Annotated in this window: 15 protein-coding genes; 9 read left to right on the forward strand and 6 right to left on the reverse strand. The window is 40.3% G+C overall.

The annotated features are described in order from the left end of the window. Window positions 1–3: 3 nt before the first annotated feature. Entirely contained in the window at window positions 4–1,305 is a 1,302-nt protein-coding gene (locus tag CXF64_RS00210) for an MGH1-like glycoside hydrolase domain-containing protein (protein WP_101216001.1), read from the reverse strand. Window positions 1,306–1,501: 196 nt separating this feature from the next. Here CXF64_RS00210 and CXF64_RS00215 point away from each other — a divergent pair, with 196 nt between their 5' ends. From CXF64_RS00215 to CXF64_RS00230, 4 genes are all read left to right on the forward strand, one after another. Further along, on the forward strand, window positions 1,502–3,943 hold the full coding sequence (locus CXF64_RS00215; protein ID WP_101216002.1) for a TonB-dependent receptor: 2,442 nt from the start codon (window positions 1,502–1,504) through the stop codon (window positions 3,941–3,943). A gap of 197 nt (window positions 3,944–4,140) precedes the next feature. Beyond that, window positions 4,141–5,721 (forward strand): sodium:solute symporter, encoded by a 1,581-nt coding sequence (locus CXF64_RS00220; protein ID WP_101216003.1) that lies wholly within the window; start codon window positions 4,141–4,143, stop codon window positions 5,719–5,721. A 10-nt stretch (window positions 5,722–5,731) separates the two neighbouring features. Then, window positions 5,732–6,973, forward strand: a complete 1,242-nt coding sequence (locus CXF64_RS00225) for a glycerate kinase type-2 family protein (protein ID WP_101216004.1) — start codon at window positions 5,732–5,734, stop codon at window positions 6,971–6,973. Between the two features lie 74 nt (window positions 6,974–7,047). After that, window positions 7,048–8,205 carry an ROK family transcriptional regulator gene (locus CXF64_RS00230; RefSeq protein ID WP_002957728.1) on the forward strand — a complete coding sequence of 386 codons (1,158 nt, stop codon included), beginning with the start codon at window positions 7,048–7,050 and terminating at the stop codon, window positions 8,203–8,205. Window positions 8,206–8,490: 285 nt separating this feature from the next. Here the strand turns inward: CXF64_RS00230 and CXF64_RS00235 are convergent, their stop codons facing one another. From CXF64_RS00235 to coaBC, 3 genes are all read right to left on the reverse strand, one after another. Continuing rightward, window positions 8,491–11,259: a S9 family peptidase gene (locus tag CXF64_RS00235; RefSeq protein WP_101216005.1), complete on the reverse strand. Its 2,769-nt coding sequence runs from the start codon at window positions 11,257–11,259 to the stop codon at window positions 8,491–8,493. Between the two features lie 140 nt (window positions 11,260–11,399). Continuing rightward, the gene (gene slmA / locus CXF64_RS00240; RefSeq protein WP_007581932.1) at window positions 11,400–11,987 is read right to left on the reverse strand and encodes a nucleoid occlusion factor SlmA; all 588 of its coding nucleotides are present in this window, start codon (window positions 11,985–11,987) and stop codon (window positions 11,400–11,402) included. A gap of 111 nt (window positions 11,988–12,098) precedes the next feature. After that, window positions 12,099–13,292 (reverse strand): bifunctional phosphopantothenoylcysteine decarboxylase/phosphopantothenate--cysteine ligase CoaBC, encoded by a 1,194-nt coding sequence (coaBC, locus tag CXF64_RS00245; protein WP_101216006.1) that lies wholly within the window; start codon window positions 13,290–13,292, stop codon window positions 12,099–12,101. Between the two features lie 144 nt (window positions 13,293–13,436). On the opposite strand from coaBC, the gene radC reads away from it, so the two are divergent. The 3 genes from radC (at window position 13,437) to rpmG (ending at window position 14,789) form a co-directional block, all read left to right on the forward strand. Then, entirely contained in the window at window positions 13,437–14,111 is a 675-nt protein-coding gene (gene radC / locus CXF64_RS00250) for a RadC family protein (RefSeq protein WP_007581936.1), read from the forward strand. Window positions 14,112–14,385: 274 nt separating this feature from the next. Further along, on the forward strand, window positions 14,386–14,622 hold the full coding sequence (gene rpmB, locus CXF64_RS00255) for a 50S ribosomal protein L28 (protein WP_004335549.1): 237 nt from the start codon (window positions 14,386–14,388) through the stop codon (window positions 14,620–14,622). An 11-nt stretch (window positions 14,623–14,633) separates the two neighbouring features. Further along, a complete protein-coding gene (rpmG, locus tag CXF64_RS00260; protein ID WP_004335545.1) occupies window positions 14,634–14,789 on the forward strand; it encodes a 50S ribosomal protein L33 in 156 nt (51 codons plus the stop codon). Window positions 14,790–14,989: 200 nt separating this feature from the next. Here the strand turns inward: rpmG and CXF64_RS00265 are convergent, their stop codons facing one another. Further along, window positions 14,990–15,916, reverse strand: a complete 927-nt coding sequence (locus tag CXF64_RS00265) for a manganese-dependent inorganic pyrophosphatase (RefSeq protein WP_101216007.1) — start codon at window positions 15,914–15,916, stop codon at window positions 14,990–14,992. Window positions 15,917–16,034: 118 nt separating this feature from the next. Here CXF64_RS00265 and CXF64_RS00270 point away from each other — a divergent pair, with 118 nt between their 5' ends. Both CXF64_RS00270 and mutM read left to right on the forward strand, forming a co-directional pair. Then, window positions 16,035–16,550, forward strand: a complete 516-nt coding sequence (locus CXF64_RS00270; protein WP_007581940.1) for a hypothetical protein — start codon at window positions 16,035–16,037, stop codon at window positions 16,548–16,550. Continuing rightward, window positions 16,550–17,359, forward strand: coding sequence for a bifunctional DNA-formamidopyrimidine glycosylase/DNA-(apurinic or apyrimidinic site) lyase (gene mutM, locus CXF64_RS00275; protein WP_007581941.1), 810 nt, complete (start codon window positions 16,550–16,552; stop codon window positions 17,357–17,359). Before CXF64_RS00270 ends, mutM begins: the two co-directional genes overlap by 1 nt. A 343-nt stretch (window positions 17,360–17,702) precedes the next feature. Here mutM and CXF64_RS00280 read toward each other — a convergent pair whose 3' ends face one another. Further along, window positions 17,703–18,203 (reverse strand): DUF3299 domain-containing protein, encoded by a 501-nt coding sequence (locus CXF64_RS00280; protein ID WP_101216008.1) that lies wholly within the window; start codon window positions 18,201–18,203, stop codon window positions 17,703–17,705. Window positions 18,204–18,205 lie beyond the last annotated feature (2 nt).

Consider the following 18,205-nt stretch of genomic DNA (forward strand, 5'->3'; position numbering starts at 1 on the left):
TTGTTAGTCAAGTAGCCAATGTAATGCTATTGCAGCCGTCCACGAGAAATCTTTACCACCACAGCCTGCACCTGTTTCTGGGTTAAAATATTCGTAGTAGCCTGACTTAACAACTAGGTTGCGAGTGTCATCTTGAATTTTTTCAGCCGTTGTTGCAAAGCCTGCTTCTTTAAGGCCTATGGCTATCATCCAGTTGATGTGTAACCAAATCGGGCCGCGCCAGTAGCGTTGTGGCTCGTATTTTTCCTCTTTAGGGTGAGTAGATGCCACACTAAATTGGCTCGATTCAATAAAATCTTCGGTGGCTGTATTAATTATTTTAGTTTGCTCATCGCTTGTTAAACCTGCATATACAGTTAATAGCGCGGCTGATGTTTTAACTTTAGCCAAGCTGTTAGTTAATACATCTCTGCAATAAAAGTACTGGCTTTGTTCACACCATAAAGTGTTTATGGCTTGCTCTGTTATTTGTAAGCGCTGTGCTAAGTAATCAGTGCGAGTATCGTTTAAGCCAAGTTGTTCACCCATTTTGAGTAAATCTTTGGTTGCACGGTGTAAAATAGCAATAATACCTAGGTCATTCATTTTGTACGGACAGGTTTCGTAAATTACTTTACTGTCAAAGTTGTTACGTTTAAAAAAGTCTACAAGGTATAAAAAGCGGTCGTACTCACTTTTATGTGGGCGCTGAGAAGAATCTACATGACTTGTATCACGGCGCGTATATTCCCAATCTACACATGGCACAGCATGAAGAGCATCATCCCACGATGGGCTGTTATCCATGCCCGATTCCCACGGGTGGTAGGTTACTACTAAGCCTGTTTTTTCAGGATCTCGATCGTTGTACCACCATAAATGATAATCAACTACTTGTGAAAATAACGCTTTAACTTTTTGTTCTGCAAGTGCTTTATCTTTAGCGCTGGCAAGCATTTCTTTCATTACGGTGGCGACTACTGGCGGCTGTGAAATAGACGTACTTTTAATTTTTTTATCCGAACCCCATACGTCAGGACCAGGAAAATAAGTATCAGAATCTTTATGAAACAAGATGTGCGGCACCATGCCATCATCCCATTGGCCTGAAAATAACACATCAATTTCTTGCCATGCGCGGCTTTCGTCTGATTTCATCCAGCCTAGTGCTGTAATGGCTGAATCCCAGTTCCACTGAAACGGGTATAGGCCATGTGTTGGTACTGTATAGCCACCTAAGTCATTTGCTATAAGTGTTTTAGTAGCAAGGTCTGCAAGCGATGAAGCCGTTGCTGAGTCAATTTTACCGCTGTTTATAGTAGTCATATTGGGTGCTCTTTGTGTGTTATTTCCGATTTGGATAATATTAAAGCACTCATTATGGGTTGTAAATGTTTTTTTTCTGTGCTTAAATCCTGTTCGAAGTAACAAAAAACTAACATGTTTACTTGATTATTTCGGCTTTGCTTAGCCACACTCTAAGTAAATACACACAGACAACTAGCACAATTGGAGAATACCCGTGAATAAAACAACGATCGCCTCTATTGTATCTTTATGCCTTGCACAGGGCGCTTATGCAGCAGAAGAAGCTGCACCAGATACAGCAAAAAAAGCTAACAACGTTGAGCGTATTATCGTCTCTGGTACCAGTAAAGGGCGTGTTATTTCAGACACTCCACAATCAGTAACATCTATTAGCGAAGACGAGCTGGTAAAGCTGTCTTCAAGTAGCCAAGCGGATGTGCTTCGCTATATTCCGGGTATTAAAGTAGAAGGCGGTGGCGGTGAAGTCGCTACTAACCTACAAGTAAGAGGATTACCTTCATCGGGTCAGTTTCAATTTACGCCGCTATCTTATGATGGTTCACCTACGCTGAGTGTTTTTGGTTTGAACTCATCGGCGTTTGATGTGTATTACCGTAATGATTTGGGTATTGAACGCGTAGAGTTTGTGCGTGGTGGTGTATCTAATTTATTTGGCCAAGGCTCTGTGGCCGGCATTATTAACTATATTTCTAAAACGGGCAGTGACGATCCGCAAAGCAACGTACAAATGGAGCTTTCTGATCAAGGGCGTACTCGCTTAGATTTTGCAACGAGCGGCCCGCTTAACGAAGACGGCTTATATTATGCGCTTTCTGGTTTTTACCGTTACGACGAGGGCCCTTTAGATACAGGCCTTGAGACTAAAGGTACACAGTTGCGTGGTAATATTCGTAAAGAATTTGATGATGGCTCTGGCTCATTTACTGTTTACGGACAGTACATTGACGACCAAGCGCAGTTTTACTTACCTATTCCACTTGATGGCGACAGCCGCGAGCGCTTAATTGGTAACGATGGTCGTGAAGTCGAATCACTGCAAACGGCGCAAGTATCTAACTTAACGTACGATACAGCAAATGGTCGTTATGAATCGCCAATCAGCGATGGTGTAGTTACTAAAGGTGGCTCTATTTCAGTGGTGTTTGAAAAAGAGCTCGCTAACGATTTTACCATTAATATGCGCAGTAAATACGCTAAATACCAACACGAATTTAATCTATTTTTAGACGGCGACGGTATTATTAATGTACCTGAAAGCCAAGACGACTTTTTAGCTAATAGAGGGCTAGGTGATGCAAGCGGTGCTGAGTTTTCTTATGTTAATTCAGGTGTCGCACTTGCAAGTGATGACTTACTATTTGCTAACCGTATTTTAGACCGCGATCGCCCAGCTGAAGATTTTTCTGCAGAGTTTAATATCATCAAAAGTATTTTTGTAGGTGATTTTAGCCACGATATTACAGTTGGTACATTTTTCTCGCACAGTGAAGCCGACGACGATAACGTTATTACAACTTATTTAGGTGAATTTAATAACAACCCTCGCTTAATCGACTTAACGTATACAGATGTTAATGGCGACGAGGTTCAGTACACACAAAATGGTATTAGTGGCCCAGGCATTTCTTATACTAATCAAACCATTAGCGCTACCCGCCGAGCATTGTACGTAGCGGATCAAATGGAAAGTGACGACTGGATTTTTGACTTTGGTGTTCGCTACGAAGAAATTGAAGGCAAAATTAGTCGCGAAGGCAGCCAAGTAGTTCAGATTTCTGATGATCCGACGCTTGCACCTAACTTACAAGTTAACACTACGGGCAGTGGTGTAATGACTTACGGCGAAGTCGACACGTCTGAGTTTGCTGTATCAGGGGCGGCGTTATATCGCTTAACTGATAATTTAAATGTATATGCCAATGCATCTCGCGGGTTTTTCTTCCCAGAAATTAGAGGTGTTCAGTTCAATGATTTAGGCGAGCCTGCCAGCTATGAAGCTGAAATTGTTGAGCAAGGCGAGCTAGGTGTTAAGTTTTTTGATAACGACTTTAGCGGCAGCATTGCGTTATTTAGAACTGACTTAAAAGACAGACGCAGCGTAGACTTTGTAAATGATGGTAATGGGGGCGTATTAGAGCTGCCAGTTATGCAATCAACTAAAGCAACGGGTGTTGAGCTTACCGGTCGTTACGATATTACCGATGAGTGGGCTGTTGATGCCAATATGACCTATACCGATCACGAATTTACTGAATTTGACTCAGACCCTTCTATTATTGGTAACGAATTACGTCGTAAACCAAAAATATTATTTAACTCATCTATTAGCTACACCGCAGATAACTGGGATGCATCGATTTACCATAACTTTACCGGTAAAAACTATGCTAACGACTCAAACTCGGTAGAACTTGATTCATTCCACTTATTTAGATTTGATGCAGGCTATAACTGGCAAGTTGCACCAGAGCAAACAGTACGCTTAAGCGTTGGGGTATTTAACCTGTTTGATTCTGACGGTGTTACTGAAGGTTCGCCTCGTCTAGGTAACAGCCAAACGGCAGATAACCCATACTTTGTAGGTCGCCCAATTCTCCCACGACGCGTTACTTTAAGAGTTAAATACGACTTTTAAATAAATGCTTTATGCCTATTAACTCACTTTGGGGTTAATAGGCTTTTTGCATTGTGATGCATTTTTCAGCTAAGTTAGCTACAGGTTTATCTTTTTAACTAGGCTCGTTTATTCAAAAAGGTAAGGGCAGGTAGCCGTTTGGTATTTTAATTTTGAAAAGGCGCAGTGTTTTCATATTGTGAATACGCGAATAAATTATGAATATATTAGATTTTTCAATAGTTGCTCTTTATCTTGGTGCCTTATTGGTAATGGGATTTATGCTACGCGAACAAACCAACAAAAGTGATTACTTTTTAGGGGGTAAAAGCTTAGGTTGGAAACCTTTGGCTTTGTCGGTAATGGCCACTCAGCTTTCGGCTATTAGCTTTATTTCGGCTCCTGCATTTGTTGGTTTGCGTGAAGGCGGTGGTATGCAATGGCTCTCGTATGAGTTGGGTGTTCCGCTGGCGATGATTTTAATTTTAGCGACTATTTTACCCAAGCTTTATAAAAGCGGCATTGTCAGTATTTACGATTATCTAGAAATGCGCTTTGGCCGCTCAACCCGTGTGCTTATTAGTGTGGTGTTTCAATTTAGCCGTGCGTTTGCGACCGGCATTATGATTTACGCGGTATCGCTTATTTTACAAGGCACCATGGGAATAGAAGCATGGCAAGCTATTGTATTAACGGGTGTTATAACCGTTTTGTATTCACTGCAAGGTGGGATGAAAGCTGTAGTATACGGTGATGCAATTCAAATGATCATCATTGTACTGGGTACTATTGCTTGTATTGGATTTGGACTATATCACTTAGGTGGGGTTGATACCTTTATTGCCAATGTTGATTCGAGCCGATTAGAAGCGATTAAGTTTGATTCATTTGGTTTTAGTGGTGATGGCTTTGGCTTTTTACCGATGATTTTTGGTGGTGTGGTACTTTACGCTTCTTACTATGGGTGTGACCAAACACAAGCGCAGCGTGCGCTCAGTGCAAAAGATCCTAAAAACCTACGCTACATGATTTTAGCAAATGGTGTAGTGCGCTTCCCTATTACTATTTTATATTGCGTGTCGGGTTTAATTGTTGGCACTCTGGCAATGAGTAACCCTGAATTTTTAGCAAAAATTCCAGCAGATAACCCTGATTGGATGATGCCTATATTTATTTTAGATTACCTACCGCATGGCTTAATTGGTTTATTGGTTGTCGCTATTTTGTCGGCAGCGATGTCGTCACTTAGTTCTGCAATTAATTCACTTTCGGCGGTAAGTATTGAAGATTACAGCCGTATATCTAATAAAGAGCTAGACCAACCATCTTACTTAAAGTTAGCTAAATACTTAGGTTTAGCATGGGGCGCAATTACCTTAGTACTATCACTTTTTGCCGGTGACATTGCGCCGACCATTATTGAAGCTATTAACAAAGTCGGCTCGTTATTTTATGGCCCAATACTGGCGGTATTTTTAGTTGCTGTATTAAGTAAACGCAGTGCTGCATTGCATGCCAATATTGGCTTAATTAGTGGTGTATTAATTAATTTGTTGGTGTCGGTATTTGCGCCTGATATTTTCTGGTTTTGGTGGAATTTTATCGGTTTTGTAAGCGCTGCGGTGATTATTTATGTTACGAGTCGTTTAATTCCAAGAGAGGTAAACGAAGTCACAAAAGTACAAAATGCCGAGACCGTATCAAACTCAATTTTAACTGGCAAAGATATCGTTATGCTACTTAGCATGTTTGTTGTGATGATATTAATTTGTTTAGCTATTCCTTCAATTTTTTCGTGAGCTGTGACTAATGGATTCTAAAAAGTCGTTTTTAATTGATTTATTTACCACTGCGGTAAATGCCTGTAAACCAAGTGCTTGCATGAGTAAGTATTTAGAAAATATAGATGCAAGCAAAGGTTTGTGTGTAGTAGGGGCGGGTAAAGCCGCCGCTGAAATGGCTGCCGAAGTTAATCGCTTTTATGGTGATAAATGTTTTGGCGCAGTGGTAACGCGTTATGGCTACGAAAGTAGCGGCGATACTGGGCGAATTAAAGTGCTTAGTGCAAACCACCCAACACCAGACGATAACAGCTTAGCAGCTGGCAAAGAGTTATTGGAGCTTGTAAAAAATAATCCGGCTGATATTCCTATTTTGTTTATTATTTCGGGAGGCGGTTCGTCGTTGATGTGCCTACCTGTTGATGATGTGCCTTTTTCACAAAAGCAAAAGCTTAATCAGTTTTTACTTAGAAGTGGTGCAAGCGTTGATGAAATAAATGTAGTGCGTAAGCAGTTGTCACTTGTTAAAGGCGGTAAGTTAGCGCAGGCCGCTAAGTCGGATTACGTTACGCTCATTATTTCAGATGTAGTAGGGGACAAACCAAGTGATATAGCATCAGGCCCTACTATTAGCGATGGCAGTACTAAAGCCGATGCACTGGCTATTTTACAAAAGTACAATTGGCCGGTAATTGCAGAGGTTGAAGCGCATTTATTAAAACCAGAGCAAGAACGAGTTGCTGACACCGTGGGTGAGTACTTTATTGTTGCAAATGCGCAGCATGCTATTGATAGCGCTATAAGTGTTGCACAGCACGAAGGCTGGGAAACCGAGGTACTAGGGTATGATATTCAAGGCGAGGCTAAAGAAGTTGCAAAGCAACATGCGGCTATCGCTCTTGATCAAAAAGCCCAAGGCAAGCGCGTTATGTTGTTCTCTGGTGGCGAGCTTACAGTAACCGTTGCTGATGTTTATGGCGATGGCGGGCCCAATCAAGAATACTTAATGGCGTTGGCTGAGGTACTTAATGGCGAAGCGGGTATTTACGCACTTGCTTGTGATACCGATGGTGTAGATGGTAGTAAAGATGTAGCGGGTGCGTATATAAATAACAGTACGATTGCTCGCGCACAAGATGCTGGCGAAAACTTACACGCACAGTTAGAAGGTCATAATAGCCATCAGTTTTTTAAAGCCATTGATGATTTAATCATTACTGGGCCAACTAACACAAATGTGAATGATTTTAGAGTGATAGTGATTGAGTAGGCGCAGTTTGCCCACTTGTTCTTTATAATGGTTTCACGTAATCTTGTGCTCCAATTTTGTTAGGGTTAATAGCTATGTTTTCGTTAAACAACAGTAACTTATTACGCTCTGGTTTTGAGCTTGGAAAAGGCGAAAAGCTATTTCAAGATATTGAGCGCGATATTATAAAAGTGGTGTTTTGGGAAAAGTGCGTAACTCAAAGTCATATTGTGAGCGCAACTCGTATTCCACAGCAAACTGTGTCGCGTTTACTTAAGTCGTTAACCCAACACGGTGTAATTGTACAAACTGATACGCTAATTCCTAATAAAAAAGGTAAGCCTGGGTTTGGCATTGCCCTTAATCCCGATTACGGATTTACCTTTGGCTTAGCTATTTTGCTTGATGCTATTTCGCTTGCTGTAATGGATTTTACGGGAAAGGTGGTTTACACCCATATGCAGCTAATGTCGGATATGAGCATTAATAATGTGCTTAAATGTGCACAAAAGCTGGTAGAAGATATAAGCGCTGAGCGTGACATTCCAAGTGAAAAAGTACTGGGAATGGGCGTGGGTATCTCTGGCTTTTTTAGCTCAATGGATGGGAAAATGAATACCCACCATATGCTAGAAGAGTGGTCGCAGGTTGATATTATCGATATTGTGTCGCAGCATTTTCAACTCCCTACTTGGGTTGTTAACGATGCTACAGGCGCAGCCGCAGGTGAAGGTGTTGCTGGTATTGGACGCGAGTATAAAAACTTTGTTTATATGTTTGTGTCGGCCGCATTTGGTGGTGGTATTGTAAATAATGGCGACGTACTGCGCGGTACATACGGAAACGCAGGTGAGCTTGGCGACATGCTACCGCCTAAATTATATGCCCACCCCAATCTTGAATTACTAAAACGTATTTTGAAAAAAAATGGCGTAGCGGTTACTTCTATTTACGACCTGCATGACAACTTTGACCCCGATTGGCCAGGTGTTGAAGAGTGGCTGTTTAAAGTTCAAGACTCATTTGATTTAGTGGCAACCTGTTGCTCTGCATTATTAGATGCTGAAGCGATTATTATTGGTGGCCATATTCCAAAAGAGTTGGCTGAAAAAGTTATTGCACGAACTGAGGTTTATGCACAATTTAGACGTGGCGCTAAACGCCCTATGCCAAAGCTGGTGGTGTCTAATATTGATAATTTTCCGGTATCAATTGGCGCAGCCACATTGCCATTTAGAGAGTTGTGTTTGTAGCTTAATACCAATCCGCAATAATACTTAATCATTTTGCGGGGCTAAACGTGTCGCTACCTGCGTTAAAAAATTCTCATTTACGACTGCATGGATGCAGAAGGTAGAGCAATGCAGGAGCAATTGCCGAGAACAACTAAATATCGAATTTTTTGCCTAGCTATCAACACGTTTTTCCAGCCTCAAAATAGCTTATTTAATTAAGCGAATTGGTATAAGAAATACACATTTTAAAAACGAAAAAGCCGATATCGTTTTATGTAATATCGGCTTTTTTGTGTGGGTTATTTACTCTTCAACGAATGCTTCGCCTTGTGTCATCCACTTTGCAGCTGGTTTGCCTTTTAAGTAATGATCAAAGTACTGCATCATACGTACTGAAAAATCGACCTGATTAGGAAACTTTTTCAAGTGGTGTGGTTCACCTTCGTATTGTAAAAAGGTTGCATCTTTACCAGCGCGGCGAAGTGCTAAGTAGTACTGCACGCCTTCGTGCCAAGGCACTGCATCGTCTTTATCGCCAAACATAATTAAAATAGGGGTATTTACTTTATCTGCAAAAAACACCGGTGAGTTTTCTATGTACAGTTCTGGTGCTTCAAATAAGTTTTTACCTATACGGCTTTGCCCTGTTTCGTATTGAAACTGACGAGCAAGACCTGATTTTAAACGTATGCCACTATAAGCACTGGTCATGTTTGATACTGGCGCGCCAGATACAACCGCTTTAAACATATCTGTTTGGGTTATCATAAACGCACTTTGATAGCCTGCCCAAGAGTGACCTTGTAAGCCTATTTTATCAGGGTCGGCTATGCCTAAATCTATTAATTTTTGGGTGGCGTTTATCATGGTTTGCGTTGACGATTTACCCGGGTGACCTATTTCAAAACGAATATCAGGTAAAAATACCGCATAACCATTTGAGGTAAACATAGGGAAATTAGGGCGATGGTTTAATTCCATTTTTGGAAAATCAAACATACGCTGGCTCATGTAACGGTAAAAATACACAACCACAGGCACTTTATCGCCTTTTTTATATCCCGCAGGTTTTATTAGTACGCCTTGTAAGTCTTCGCCATCAAAACCTTTATAGCTTATTAGTTCTGGCTTTTCGCCCCAGGCAAAATTACTAATTTGTGGGTTTAGCGTGGTCACTTGTTTTGGTGAACTAAAGCTAAAATCTGTTTGGTAGTAATCAGGAAATTGGCTATAAGTTTGCGAGGTAAATAAGTACTTGTCAGCCTTTTTGGCTTTTTTAACCATATCAAAGCGTTTATTACCGCTAAGCACCTTAGTTAGTGTGTTAGTGGTTAAGTCGAGCTTTGCAACTTCGCTTTGTTTAGTTTGTAAGTTAATAGCAGAGACAAGTAATGTATCGCCTTTTTTAAAGCCCACTCTGGTTTTATCAAGCTTAATAACACGGTACTGCGTATTGCTTTGCTTACCATTAGTTAGGCGTTCAGCTTGCTTAGTTTTTACATCAAACGCCCAAATATCGTATTTACTATAAGCAAGCACTTGGCTGCTATCGGTCATCCAACCTGCAAAACCATAACTAGGTTGAGTAGATGGGTAGTCGTGTTTATCATCAGCAAAGGTTGCCTGAATCGCTTTTGTAAGCGATGTTACTTTATTATTTTTTAAATCTTTTAACTGTATTTGGCTATCGCTAAAATAAGCCGCAAACTCACCATTCGGGGCAAGGCTCGGTCTAAACGGGTAGTTACTTATAATTGGAGTTTGTTTACCGGTGTTTATATTTACCGCAAAGTAATCAGCAAAAAAACCGCCGTACATAATTTTTTTTAGGTAGGGGATGTTAGATGAGCCAAGTAAAGATGCATCTCGCTGAGGGTTTAGTGCAACCTCAGGCATGTTTGGTGTACTAAGTTGCGCAACTTTTTGCGAGTTAACGTGATACACCGCACTGTAATGGCGATTTTTATTAACTTCGTTCCATTGCTGCTCTTCACGTGGTTTTATTTGCGCATCATTGTTGTGCCATACATTAAGACCTTTATGCTCACGTATGGTATCAAAGTCGTACAATGAAGCTTCGTCGGTATACTCTTTAGCTTTTACTTTAGCTGCTAATTTTGGATGGTTTTCAAAATATAAGCGCTCGCCATTTTCTGACCATTTAAGGGAAGCTGTTTTACCTAGAGTCCATGTTTTATTAGGTGAGGCTATTGTTGAAAGTTTATCGTTTTTATATAGCTGTAAAGTGTAGCTTCGACGGCGCGTGTCATCATTTACATAGTTGCCCAATGTAAACGCTGCAATATTGTCAGTGGGGTGCCACGCTATTTTATTTGCGATTACGCCCGGTTCATCAATTAATACGCTGCTATTAAAGTCACTGAGCTCAATTAACGCTATTTGGTTGTTATTACCATCGCTGTAACTTTGACTCACTAATAGCTGGCTGTTAGCTGAGTTAATAGCGTAGCTAAATACGTTTTCTATTGTATGAGTGCGTTTATCAGATAAATTTACGATAACAAGCGCATAGCTCTTATCTTTTTTATCGGGCGTGATAGCGTTGTCTTCTTCGTTTTTAGTGCTATCGGTTTTATCTTCTACTTTTGCGTCATCGTCTTTTTTATTTAAACGATAAGCAAGCCACATACCGTCATCAGATAACGTGTAATCTTTTACATCAGCAAAGCTTTGTTGGGCACCTGATTGTGTGTTTACGAGTACCAGGTTGTTTTGAAGTGTGTCTTTTTTTTTGGTTGTTTCTTTTTCAAGTAAGGTAGGTACTTGTGTAAAAGCGACCCAGTTAGCGGCTTTATTAATATGAGGCTTAGTGCCGCGTTCTACTTCTGCGATGAGTGTATTGCTTTGTAGTGAGTAAACTTGACCAGTTGCATTTCCACGATACGGCGTTGCACTAAAAGTGAGTACTTGACCATTGTCAGATAGTTGTGTGCTTTTAGCTGATTTAAAACTAAATACGTCTTTAAATTGTAGCGATTCTTTGGCGTGTATGCCGGTGCTAGTTAAGCTGGCAACGAGTGCCGTGCTTAATAAGGTGAGTTTTGTTTTCATTATTGATTCTCGTATTATGACATTGTTTCATTGTAACGAGTTTGGTTCATAATTCGAGCGGATCAGTTAAATGGCAGCTACATACGACAAAACGACCCGTAGGTCGTTTTTTGGTATTTAATTTATTAATTTAGCAAACATTACAGCCAAATTTTTTGTAGCTCAAGCCATTGTTTTTCAAATTGAACACTTGGCTTTGCTTTAAAGTCACTACGTACAAACTGATTCATTTTGCCTTCAACGTAGGCAAGTAAAAAGTTTGCAAGTGTAAGCTCATCACTTTGGAAGTTTTTACCTTCACGTAATTTACGCTCACGAAGTACTTGTTTAAACTGAGTTTCTAGTTTTTCAAACAGACTTTGTACCCGCTCGCGTAAACGTTCCTGCTCACCTTGTAATGCGTCGCCAGTTAAAATACGAGTAATGCCTGGGTTTTTTTCAGCAAAGGTTAGAAGTAATAATAGAATGTTATAAATGCGCGTTTGGCTTTCTTTTTCGTTTTCAATAATAATATTTATACGAGATAAAAGGGTATCTTCAATAAACTCAATTAAGCCCTCAAACATACGCGCTTTGCTCGGAAAATGACGGTATAGCGCAGCTTCAGACACACCCACCTCAGCAGCTAGTTTTGCTGTGGTGATACGTTGTCCTAAATTAGTTTCTAACATTTGTGCGAGTGCTTGCAGTATTTGCTCTTTGCGATTACTTCTTTTTGTCGCAGGCATGAACATTCCTTTTTATTAGTTATTCTTAGTGGCGCAGTTAAGAACCCTAGTCATTTTTTGTTCAAATGATTGGCGTATGTTAATGTTTTATTCAGTTTGTTTCCAGCCTTTTTATAGATGTTTAGCCAGCTGTTCGATCACCTTGCGAGCTATTTCTATTTTACTTGTAGTTGGTAATTCTAGTTGTTCGTTATGCCAGTACAGTGTTAAAGCATTATGATCGGAATTAAACCCTAAGCCACTTTTTGATACGTCATTAGCGCAAATCATATCTAGATTTTTATTTTGTAGTTTACATTTAGCATAGCTTTCTACATTTTGAGTTTCGGCGGCAAACCCCACAGTATAAGGACGGTTTTGTTTAAGGTTGGCAATAGCTGCAATTACGTCAGGGTTTTTAGTTAAAGTAAGAGTGAGTTCGTCGCCTTGCTTTTTCATTTTTTGAGTCGCAATGTTTGCAGCTCGATAATCTGCTACAGCAGCGCAGCCAATAAATGCATCTGATTGCGGTGCATAGGTAAGTGACTCAGTTAATAGCTCCTCAGCGCTTTCTATATTGATAAGGTTTACGCCAGTAGGGGCTTTTATAGTGACCGGACCCGAAATTAAATTAACCTTAGCACCGAGTTGCAAAGCGGCTTCTGCCAGTGCATAACCCATTTTTCCAGAGCTGTGATTTGATATAAAGCGTACCGGGTCGAGAGGCTCACGCGTTGGGCCTGCTGTTATTGTAATTGTTTTTCCTGCAAGTAATTGCGGTTGCTCTTTTGCTATACATAGCGCAACTAGCTCATGAGGCTCTAACATGCGTCCAGCGCCTATATCACCACACGCTTGCTCACCTTTACCCGGGCCCCAAATAAGTACGTTACGTGCCTTTAATGTGGCTAAATTAGCTTGTGTTGCTGCGTGTGCATACATTTGCTGATTCATGGCTGGTGCAACTGCGACTTTTGCAGGCGTTGCTAGCAGTAACGTTGTTAGTAGGTCGTCAGCAATGCCGGCTGCCATTTTAGCAATAATATTACACGTCGCTGGAGCAACTAAAATTAAGTCAGCCCATTTTGCAAATTCAATATGCCCCATTGAAGCTTCAGCAGAAGGGTCTAGTAATGAGTCAGAGACTGTTTCTCCACTAACGGCTTGCATGGTCAGTGGTGTAATAAAGTGTTTAGCTGATTCAGTCATAACTACTTTTACTTCACAACCAGAGTCTTTTAATCGCCTAACGAGTTCTGCACATTTATAAGCTGCAATACCGCCGGTAATACCTAGTACAATTTTTTTGTTTGTTAAGTTAGTCATGGATGTTCATCAGTTTTTATTAAATATTGGGCTTAAAATAACAAATCTTTACCCATACAGCGAAGTTTTTTAATTCGAAATAACAGGCTAAATTTCAAATTTGCATTACATTTATAAGACACTTTCGCCTCTCAAGGATGAATAATGCAACTTACTTCACTACCAAACTCACTTCGACCTCGTGAAAAGCTCATAGCAAAGGGGGCTAAGGCGCTGACTGACGCAGAGCTTCTTGCCATATTTTTACGAACAGGGTTACCGGGAATGAATGTAATTGAGTTGGCTCAGCATTTATTAAACGAAAATAAAACACTTCATAATTTGTTTAATGCCAGCATTGAGGAGTTTTGCTCTCAAAAGGGGTTAGGGACCGCTAAGTATGTTCAGCTACAAGCTGTGTTAGAGCTAAGCCAACGTTATATGCAGGAGCGTTGCCAACGAGACGCCGTGTTTAATTCGCCAAACTCAGTTTACGATTACCTAACAATTCAAATGCGAGGCTTGCAACAAGAAGTATTTATGGTGTTATACCTAGATAGCCAAAATAGATTAGTAAAAGATGAAATACTTTTTTATGGCACAATTAATTCTGCCAGTGTTTATCCGCGTGAAGTGGTAAAGGCTGCGCTTAAAAATAATGCAGCCGCTGTTATTTTTGCGCATAATCATCCAAGTGGTATTGCAGAACCGAGCCAAGCAGACAAACTTATTACTAATAAATTGCAGCAAGCACTGCAATTGGTCGACATAAGTGTGCTCGATCACATCATTGTTGGTGGAGAAACGTGTGTTTCGTTTGCCGAGCGAGGCCTGATTTAGCTTTGTTAGATACAGAAGTGTGTTAAAAATGAGCTGTTTAACGTGTTTTGGCAAATTAGTTTAATTTAAATGCAGTTTTTACTTTCCCTAAGGGCATTCGATCTTTATAATTAGCCGCTATCAAATTTACATATATGAGCTGATTGGATAGATCAGTGTTTGATCTTTGCCTGTAAAAGCTGTATAAAGAGCGCCCTTCGATTTATCTCTAGGGCGGAAATACACGGCCTTAGATTAAATTAAGCTCGAGCGAAGTTATTGGAGATATATAGACATGTCTAAAGTATGTCAAGTTACAGGTAAGCGTCCTGCGGTTGGTAATCACCGTTCACACGCGAGAAACGCGACTAGACGTCGTTTCCTACCTAACCTACAAACACACCGTTTTTGGGTTGAAAGTGAAAAACGTTTTGTAACATTACGCACTACTACTAAAGGTATGCGTATTATCGATAAAAAAGGCATCGACACGGTTCTTACAGAAATCCGTGCTCGCGGCGTTAAAGTTTAAGGATCTGAATCATGCGCGATAAAATCCGTTTAGTTTCAACTGCCGGTACTGGTTTTTTCTACACTACTGACAAAAACAAACGTAACATGCCTGAGAAGATGGAAATCAAAAAGTTTGATCCAAAGATTCGTAAACATGTTCTTTTTAAAGAAGCTAAAATTAAGTAATTTTAGTTCTTTTAGAATTTAAAAACCCAGCTTAGGCTGGGTTTTTTGTTTTTAAAAATATGATTAGTGAATTGATATAAAAAAACCTCGTTGGCATAACCAACAAGGCTTTTAAATCAAAAAACGTTATACCAATAGCATTAAATTAGTGAGCTATTTAATGCGATAAAATAATCATGTTTTTAATAAAACTGGTATCATTAGATTTTTGTGAATGCATCTTGTAGTGGTGGTACTACTTGCTTTTTACGGCTCAGTACACCATCTAACCATACTTTATCATTCTCTGGTTTTACACCGTAAGCCTGCTCAACTAAGTTTGCATCGTCAGATACAATTAGCATTTCTGAGCCTTCTTTCATTATATCGGTAAGCAGTAAAAATACAGAGTGGCGATTACCCTCAACTTTTAGCTTAGCAATATCGGCTGCAAGGTCTGCTTTAATATCGTCAAAAACAGCAAGGTCGATTACTTCTAGTTGGCCAATGCCTACCAGGTTACCGTTCATGTTGAAATCTTTAAAGTCACGCATTACTAAATCACGTGCTGGTGTGTCTTCTACCGCAGATTTAACGCGGAACATATCCATACCCAATTCTTTAAAGTCTTCGATGCCTGCAATTTCAGCTAGCGCTTCAACACATTTAATATCGGCAGTGGTACATGTTGGTGATTTAAATATGACTGTGTCGCTTAAAATTGCACACATCATAATACCCGCGATGTCTTTAGGGATTTCTACGCTGTAGAAGTCGTACATCATTTTAATAATGGTGTTTGAACAACCAACAGGACGAATCCAACATTCAAGCGGAGTAGATGATGTTAAGTCACCTAATTTGTGGTGATCTACCACGCCAACAACGCGAGCTTGGTCGATATCATCGGGTGCTTGTGTTTTTTCTGTGTGATCTACAATATACACATCTTCACCCGCGTAGCTTAATTTAAGCTCTGGTGCTTCGAAGCCAAATTTATCAAGGATAAATTGAGTTTCAGGTGAAATTTCACCAAGACGAGTTGGAATTGCAGGCTCATCGATTTGGTTTTTTAAATAAGCCAGTGCAATTGCACCACAAATAGAATCTGAATCTGGGATTTTATGGCCCACTACATACATAGACATTGACGGAACTCCTTTAAATTTGCCGATATTCTAACAAAGTCTGCGGCCTTTAACATATAGACAGCGCAATTAAGTTTTAGTTACACTTTAAAATCTTGAATTTACTAGGTGTATTAATATGCGACTGGGCCGTAAAGGTTGGAACAACGTTATAATATTTTCGATGTTGATTATGATCTTCTTCTTAAATGGCTGGCATAAGCAACTTTTGGGAGGGGAGGATAAACCAACATTACAAGCCGTACTCCCCCAGCAAAGTTTTGTACTGACACTGCAATTTGTTGATCAAAAAATTGAGCGAATAGGAACAAGCTGGCGTACAACCCCACTACAAAAAGACATACCGCTTGTGTGGCAAGCATCTGAGCAGCAACTTAGTGATTTAATTAACCAATGGCAAAGCGCGCAATTAATGGGCGTTAACGAATCTGTTGTTTTTAATCCTAATGCGCCTTTATATGTTGCTACATTTGAGTTGGCTGGCGAGAGTTTACCTTGGGTTTATTTGCTTTATAAAGGCGATGGGCAATATTACTTACTCGAAAAGAGTAGCCAACGAATACTCGCACTCGATTTGAAAACTGCACAGCAGTTATTTCCTAGTTTTGATTTTTCACAAAGTGAGTCTAATTAATGCCTGAATTACCAGAGGTAGAAGTGAGCCGAATGGGCATCACTCCCCACGTACAAAACCAAGTTGTTACAAAGGTAAATATTTACAATGCCAGTATGCGCTGGCCAGTGCCAGATGACGTGTATCAACTTGAAGGGCTAATTGTTACTAGTATTGAACGACGAGCTAAATACTTACTTTTGCACTGTGAGCTTGGGAGCACTATTTTACATTTGGGTATGTCAGGTAATTTACGTGTTGTAGATAAAAGTGAGCCGCTTAAAAAGCATGACCACGTAGAGTTTATTTTTGGCAACGGTAAAGCACTGCGCTTAAACGATCCTCGTCGCTTTGGTTGCTGCTTATGGCAAGAGCCAGGTGAAGTGCATAAGCTACTCTCTAAGCTAGGCCCTGAGCCGCTTACCGATGATTTTTTTGCTAAACGCGTGTACGAACAATCGCGCAATAAAAAAGTACCCGTAAAGCAATTTATTATGGATAACGCAGTGGTGGTTGGTGTTGGTAATATTTACGCGAATGAATCGTTATTTAAAGCGGGTATACATCCAAAGCGAGAAGCGGGAAAAGTATCGCTCAAACGTTATCAAGCACTTATCCCTATTATAAAAGACACGCTTGCTGCGGCCATTATGCAAGGTGGTACAACGCTTAAAGACTTTGCACAAAGTGATGGTAAGCCTGGGTATTTTGCTCAAGAGTTATTAGTATATGGGCGCAAAGGCAAGCCATGTATGACGTGTGAAAATGAATTGGAAGAAATTAGATTGGGGCAGCGCAGTACTATTTTTTGCTCAAATTGCCAAAAGTAGTTATCTAGGGCGTGTTGACCTTTCGTGATTGATTTTGCAGCAGACTGTTTGGTATTTAGGCAAGGCAGAGCCTATGTAGTGTGGTTATTCCCCATAAATTGGCGATAACGCAGCATAAATGCCAAACATGCGCTGCCCTTTGGGTTCTTTCTAGGGGCGATTAACTCTTTGTTGCTCGATTTTTACTTAGCCCGCTAGGTTACAAGCCTCGCGCCGCGATTAAATCGCCCCTAGATTGAACAAATTTCAATCCACAAAGATCAACACGCCCTAGTTATTTAAATTTTATCGATTCTAAATTTAATGATATTTAAGGGCCAGCTTTAAAAGCGGGCCCTATATTTTAAAGCTCGAACGGTGCTACACCGACCGCTTTCATTTTATATCCTACCTGCGCTATTTCGCCCGACCATGTTTCAGTACTTATTATTCCAGTTACAACAATTGCGTCGTATAGGCTATCTATTGGTACTCCACCTTTAATTGTTACATGGACTATTTGATTTGGCGGTGGCGGTGGTACGTGTATACAGGCGCCAAAATAAGGAACGAGTAAAAACTCGGTAATTACTTCGCTATCGCCCTCAAGTGGCACAACAAAACCAGGCAAACTCACCGATTGGCCATCAAGTGCCTTTACCACTGGAGCATCTAAATCGGGTTGCACCCAGTTTTGATCACTACCTTCGTGATTAGCTTGTGCTTGAGTGTCTATTTGCACGTGGTTTTTAGGGATTAAGTCTTCCCAAAAAATTTCTTTTGGTGGATTAGCATAACTCGCTACGCTTACAAATAATAAGCCAATAGCAGCAATGTACTGAAAAGCTGTTTTAAAAAATGTCATAA

The organism is Pseudoalteromonas sp. GutCa3 (genome assembly GCF_002836155.1).
GTDB lineage: Bacteria > Pseudomonadota > Gammaproteobacteria > Enterobacterales > Alteromonadaceae > Pseudoalteromonas > Pseudoalteromonas arctica.

Excerpts from the sequence above, each read along its gene's own strand:
- CXF64_RS00210 (WP_101216001.1), bottom strand. The coding sequence starts at position 1,305 with ATGACTACTATAAACAGCGGTAAAATTGACTCAGCAACGGCTTCATCG.
- CXF64_RS00220 (WP_101216003.1), top strand. The coding sequence starts at position 4,141 with ATGAATATATTAGATTTTTCAATAGTTGCTCTTTATCTTGGTGCCTTA.
- CXF64_RS00225 (WP_101216004.1), top strand. The coding sequence starts at position 5,732 with ATGGATTCTAAAAAGTCGTTTTTAATTGATTTATTTACCACTGCGGTA.
- CXF64_RS00230 (WP_002957728.1), top strand. The coding sequence starts at position 7,048 with ATGTTTTCGTTAAACAACAGTAACTTATTACGCTCTGGTTTTGAGCTT.
- CXF64_RS00235 (WP_101216005.1), bottom strand. The coding sequence starts at position 11,259 with ATGAAAACAAAACTCACCTTATTAAGCACGGCACTCGTTGCCAGCTTA.
- slmA (WP_007581932.1), bottom strand. The coding sequence starts at position 11,987 with ATGCCTGCGACAAAAAGAAGTAATCGCAAAGAGCAAATACTGCAAGCA.
- coaBC (WP_101216006.1), bottom strand. The coding sequence starts at position 13,292 with ATGACTAACTTAACAAACAAAAAAATTGTACTAGGTATTACCGGCGGT.
- radC (WP_007581936.1), top strand. The coding sequence starts at position 13,437 with ATGCAACTTACTTCACTACCAAACTCACTTCGACCTCGTGAAAAGCTC.
- rpmB (WP_004335549.1), top strand. The coding sequence starts at position 14,386 with ATGTCTAAAGTATGTCAAGTTACAGGTAAGCGTCCTGCGGTTGGTAAT.
- rpmG (WP_004335545.1), top strand. The coding sequence starts at position 14,634 with ATGCGCGATAAAATCCGTTTAGTTTCAACTGCCGGTACTGGTTTTTTC.
- CXF64_RS00265 (WP_101216007.1), bottom strand. The coding sequence starts at position 15,916 with ATGTCTATGTATGTAGTGGGCCATAAAATCCCAGATTCAGATTCTATT.
- CXF64_RS00270 (WP_007581940.1), top strand. The coding sequence starts at position 16,035 with ATGCGACTGGGCCGTAAAGGTTGGAACAACGTTATAATATTTTCGATG.
- mutM (WP_007581941.1), top strand. The coding sequence starts at position 16,550 with ATGCCTGAATTACCAGAGGTAGAAGTGAGCCGAATGGGCATCACTCCC.
- CXF64_RS00280 (WP_101216008.1), bottom strand. The coding sequence starts at position 18,203 with ATGACATTTTTTAAAACAGCTTTTCAGTACATTGCTGCTATTGGCTTA.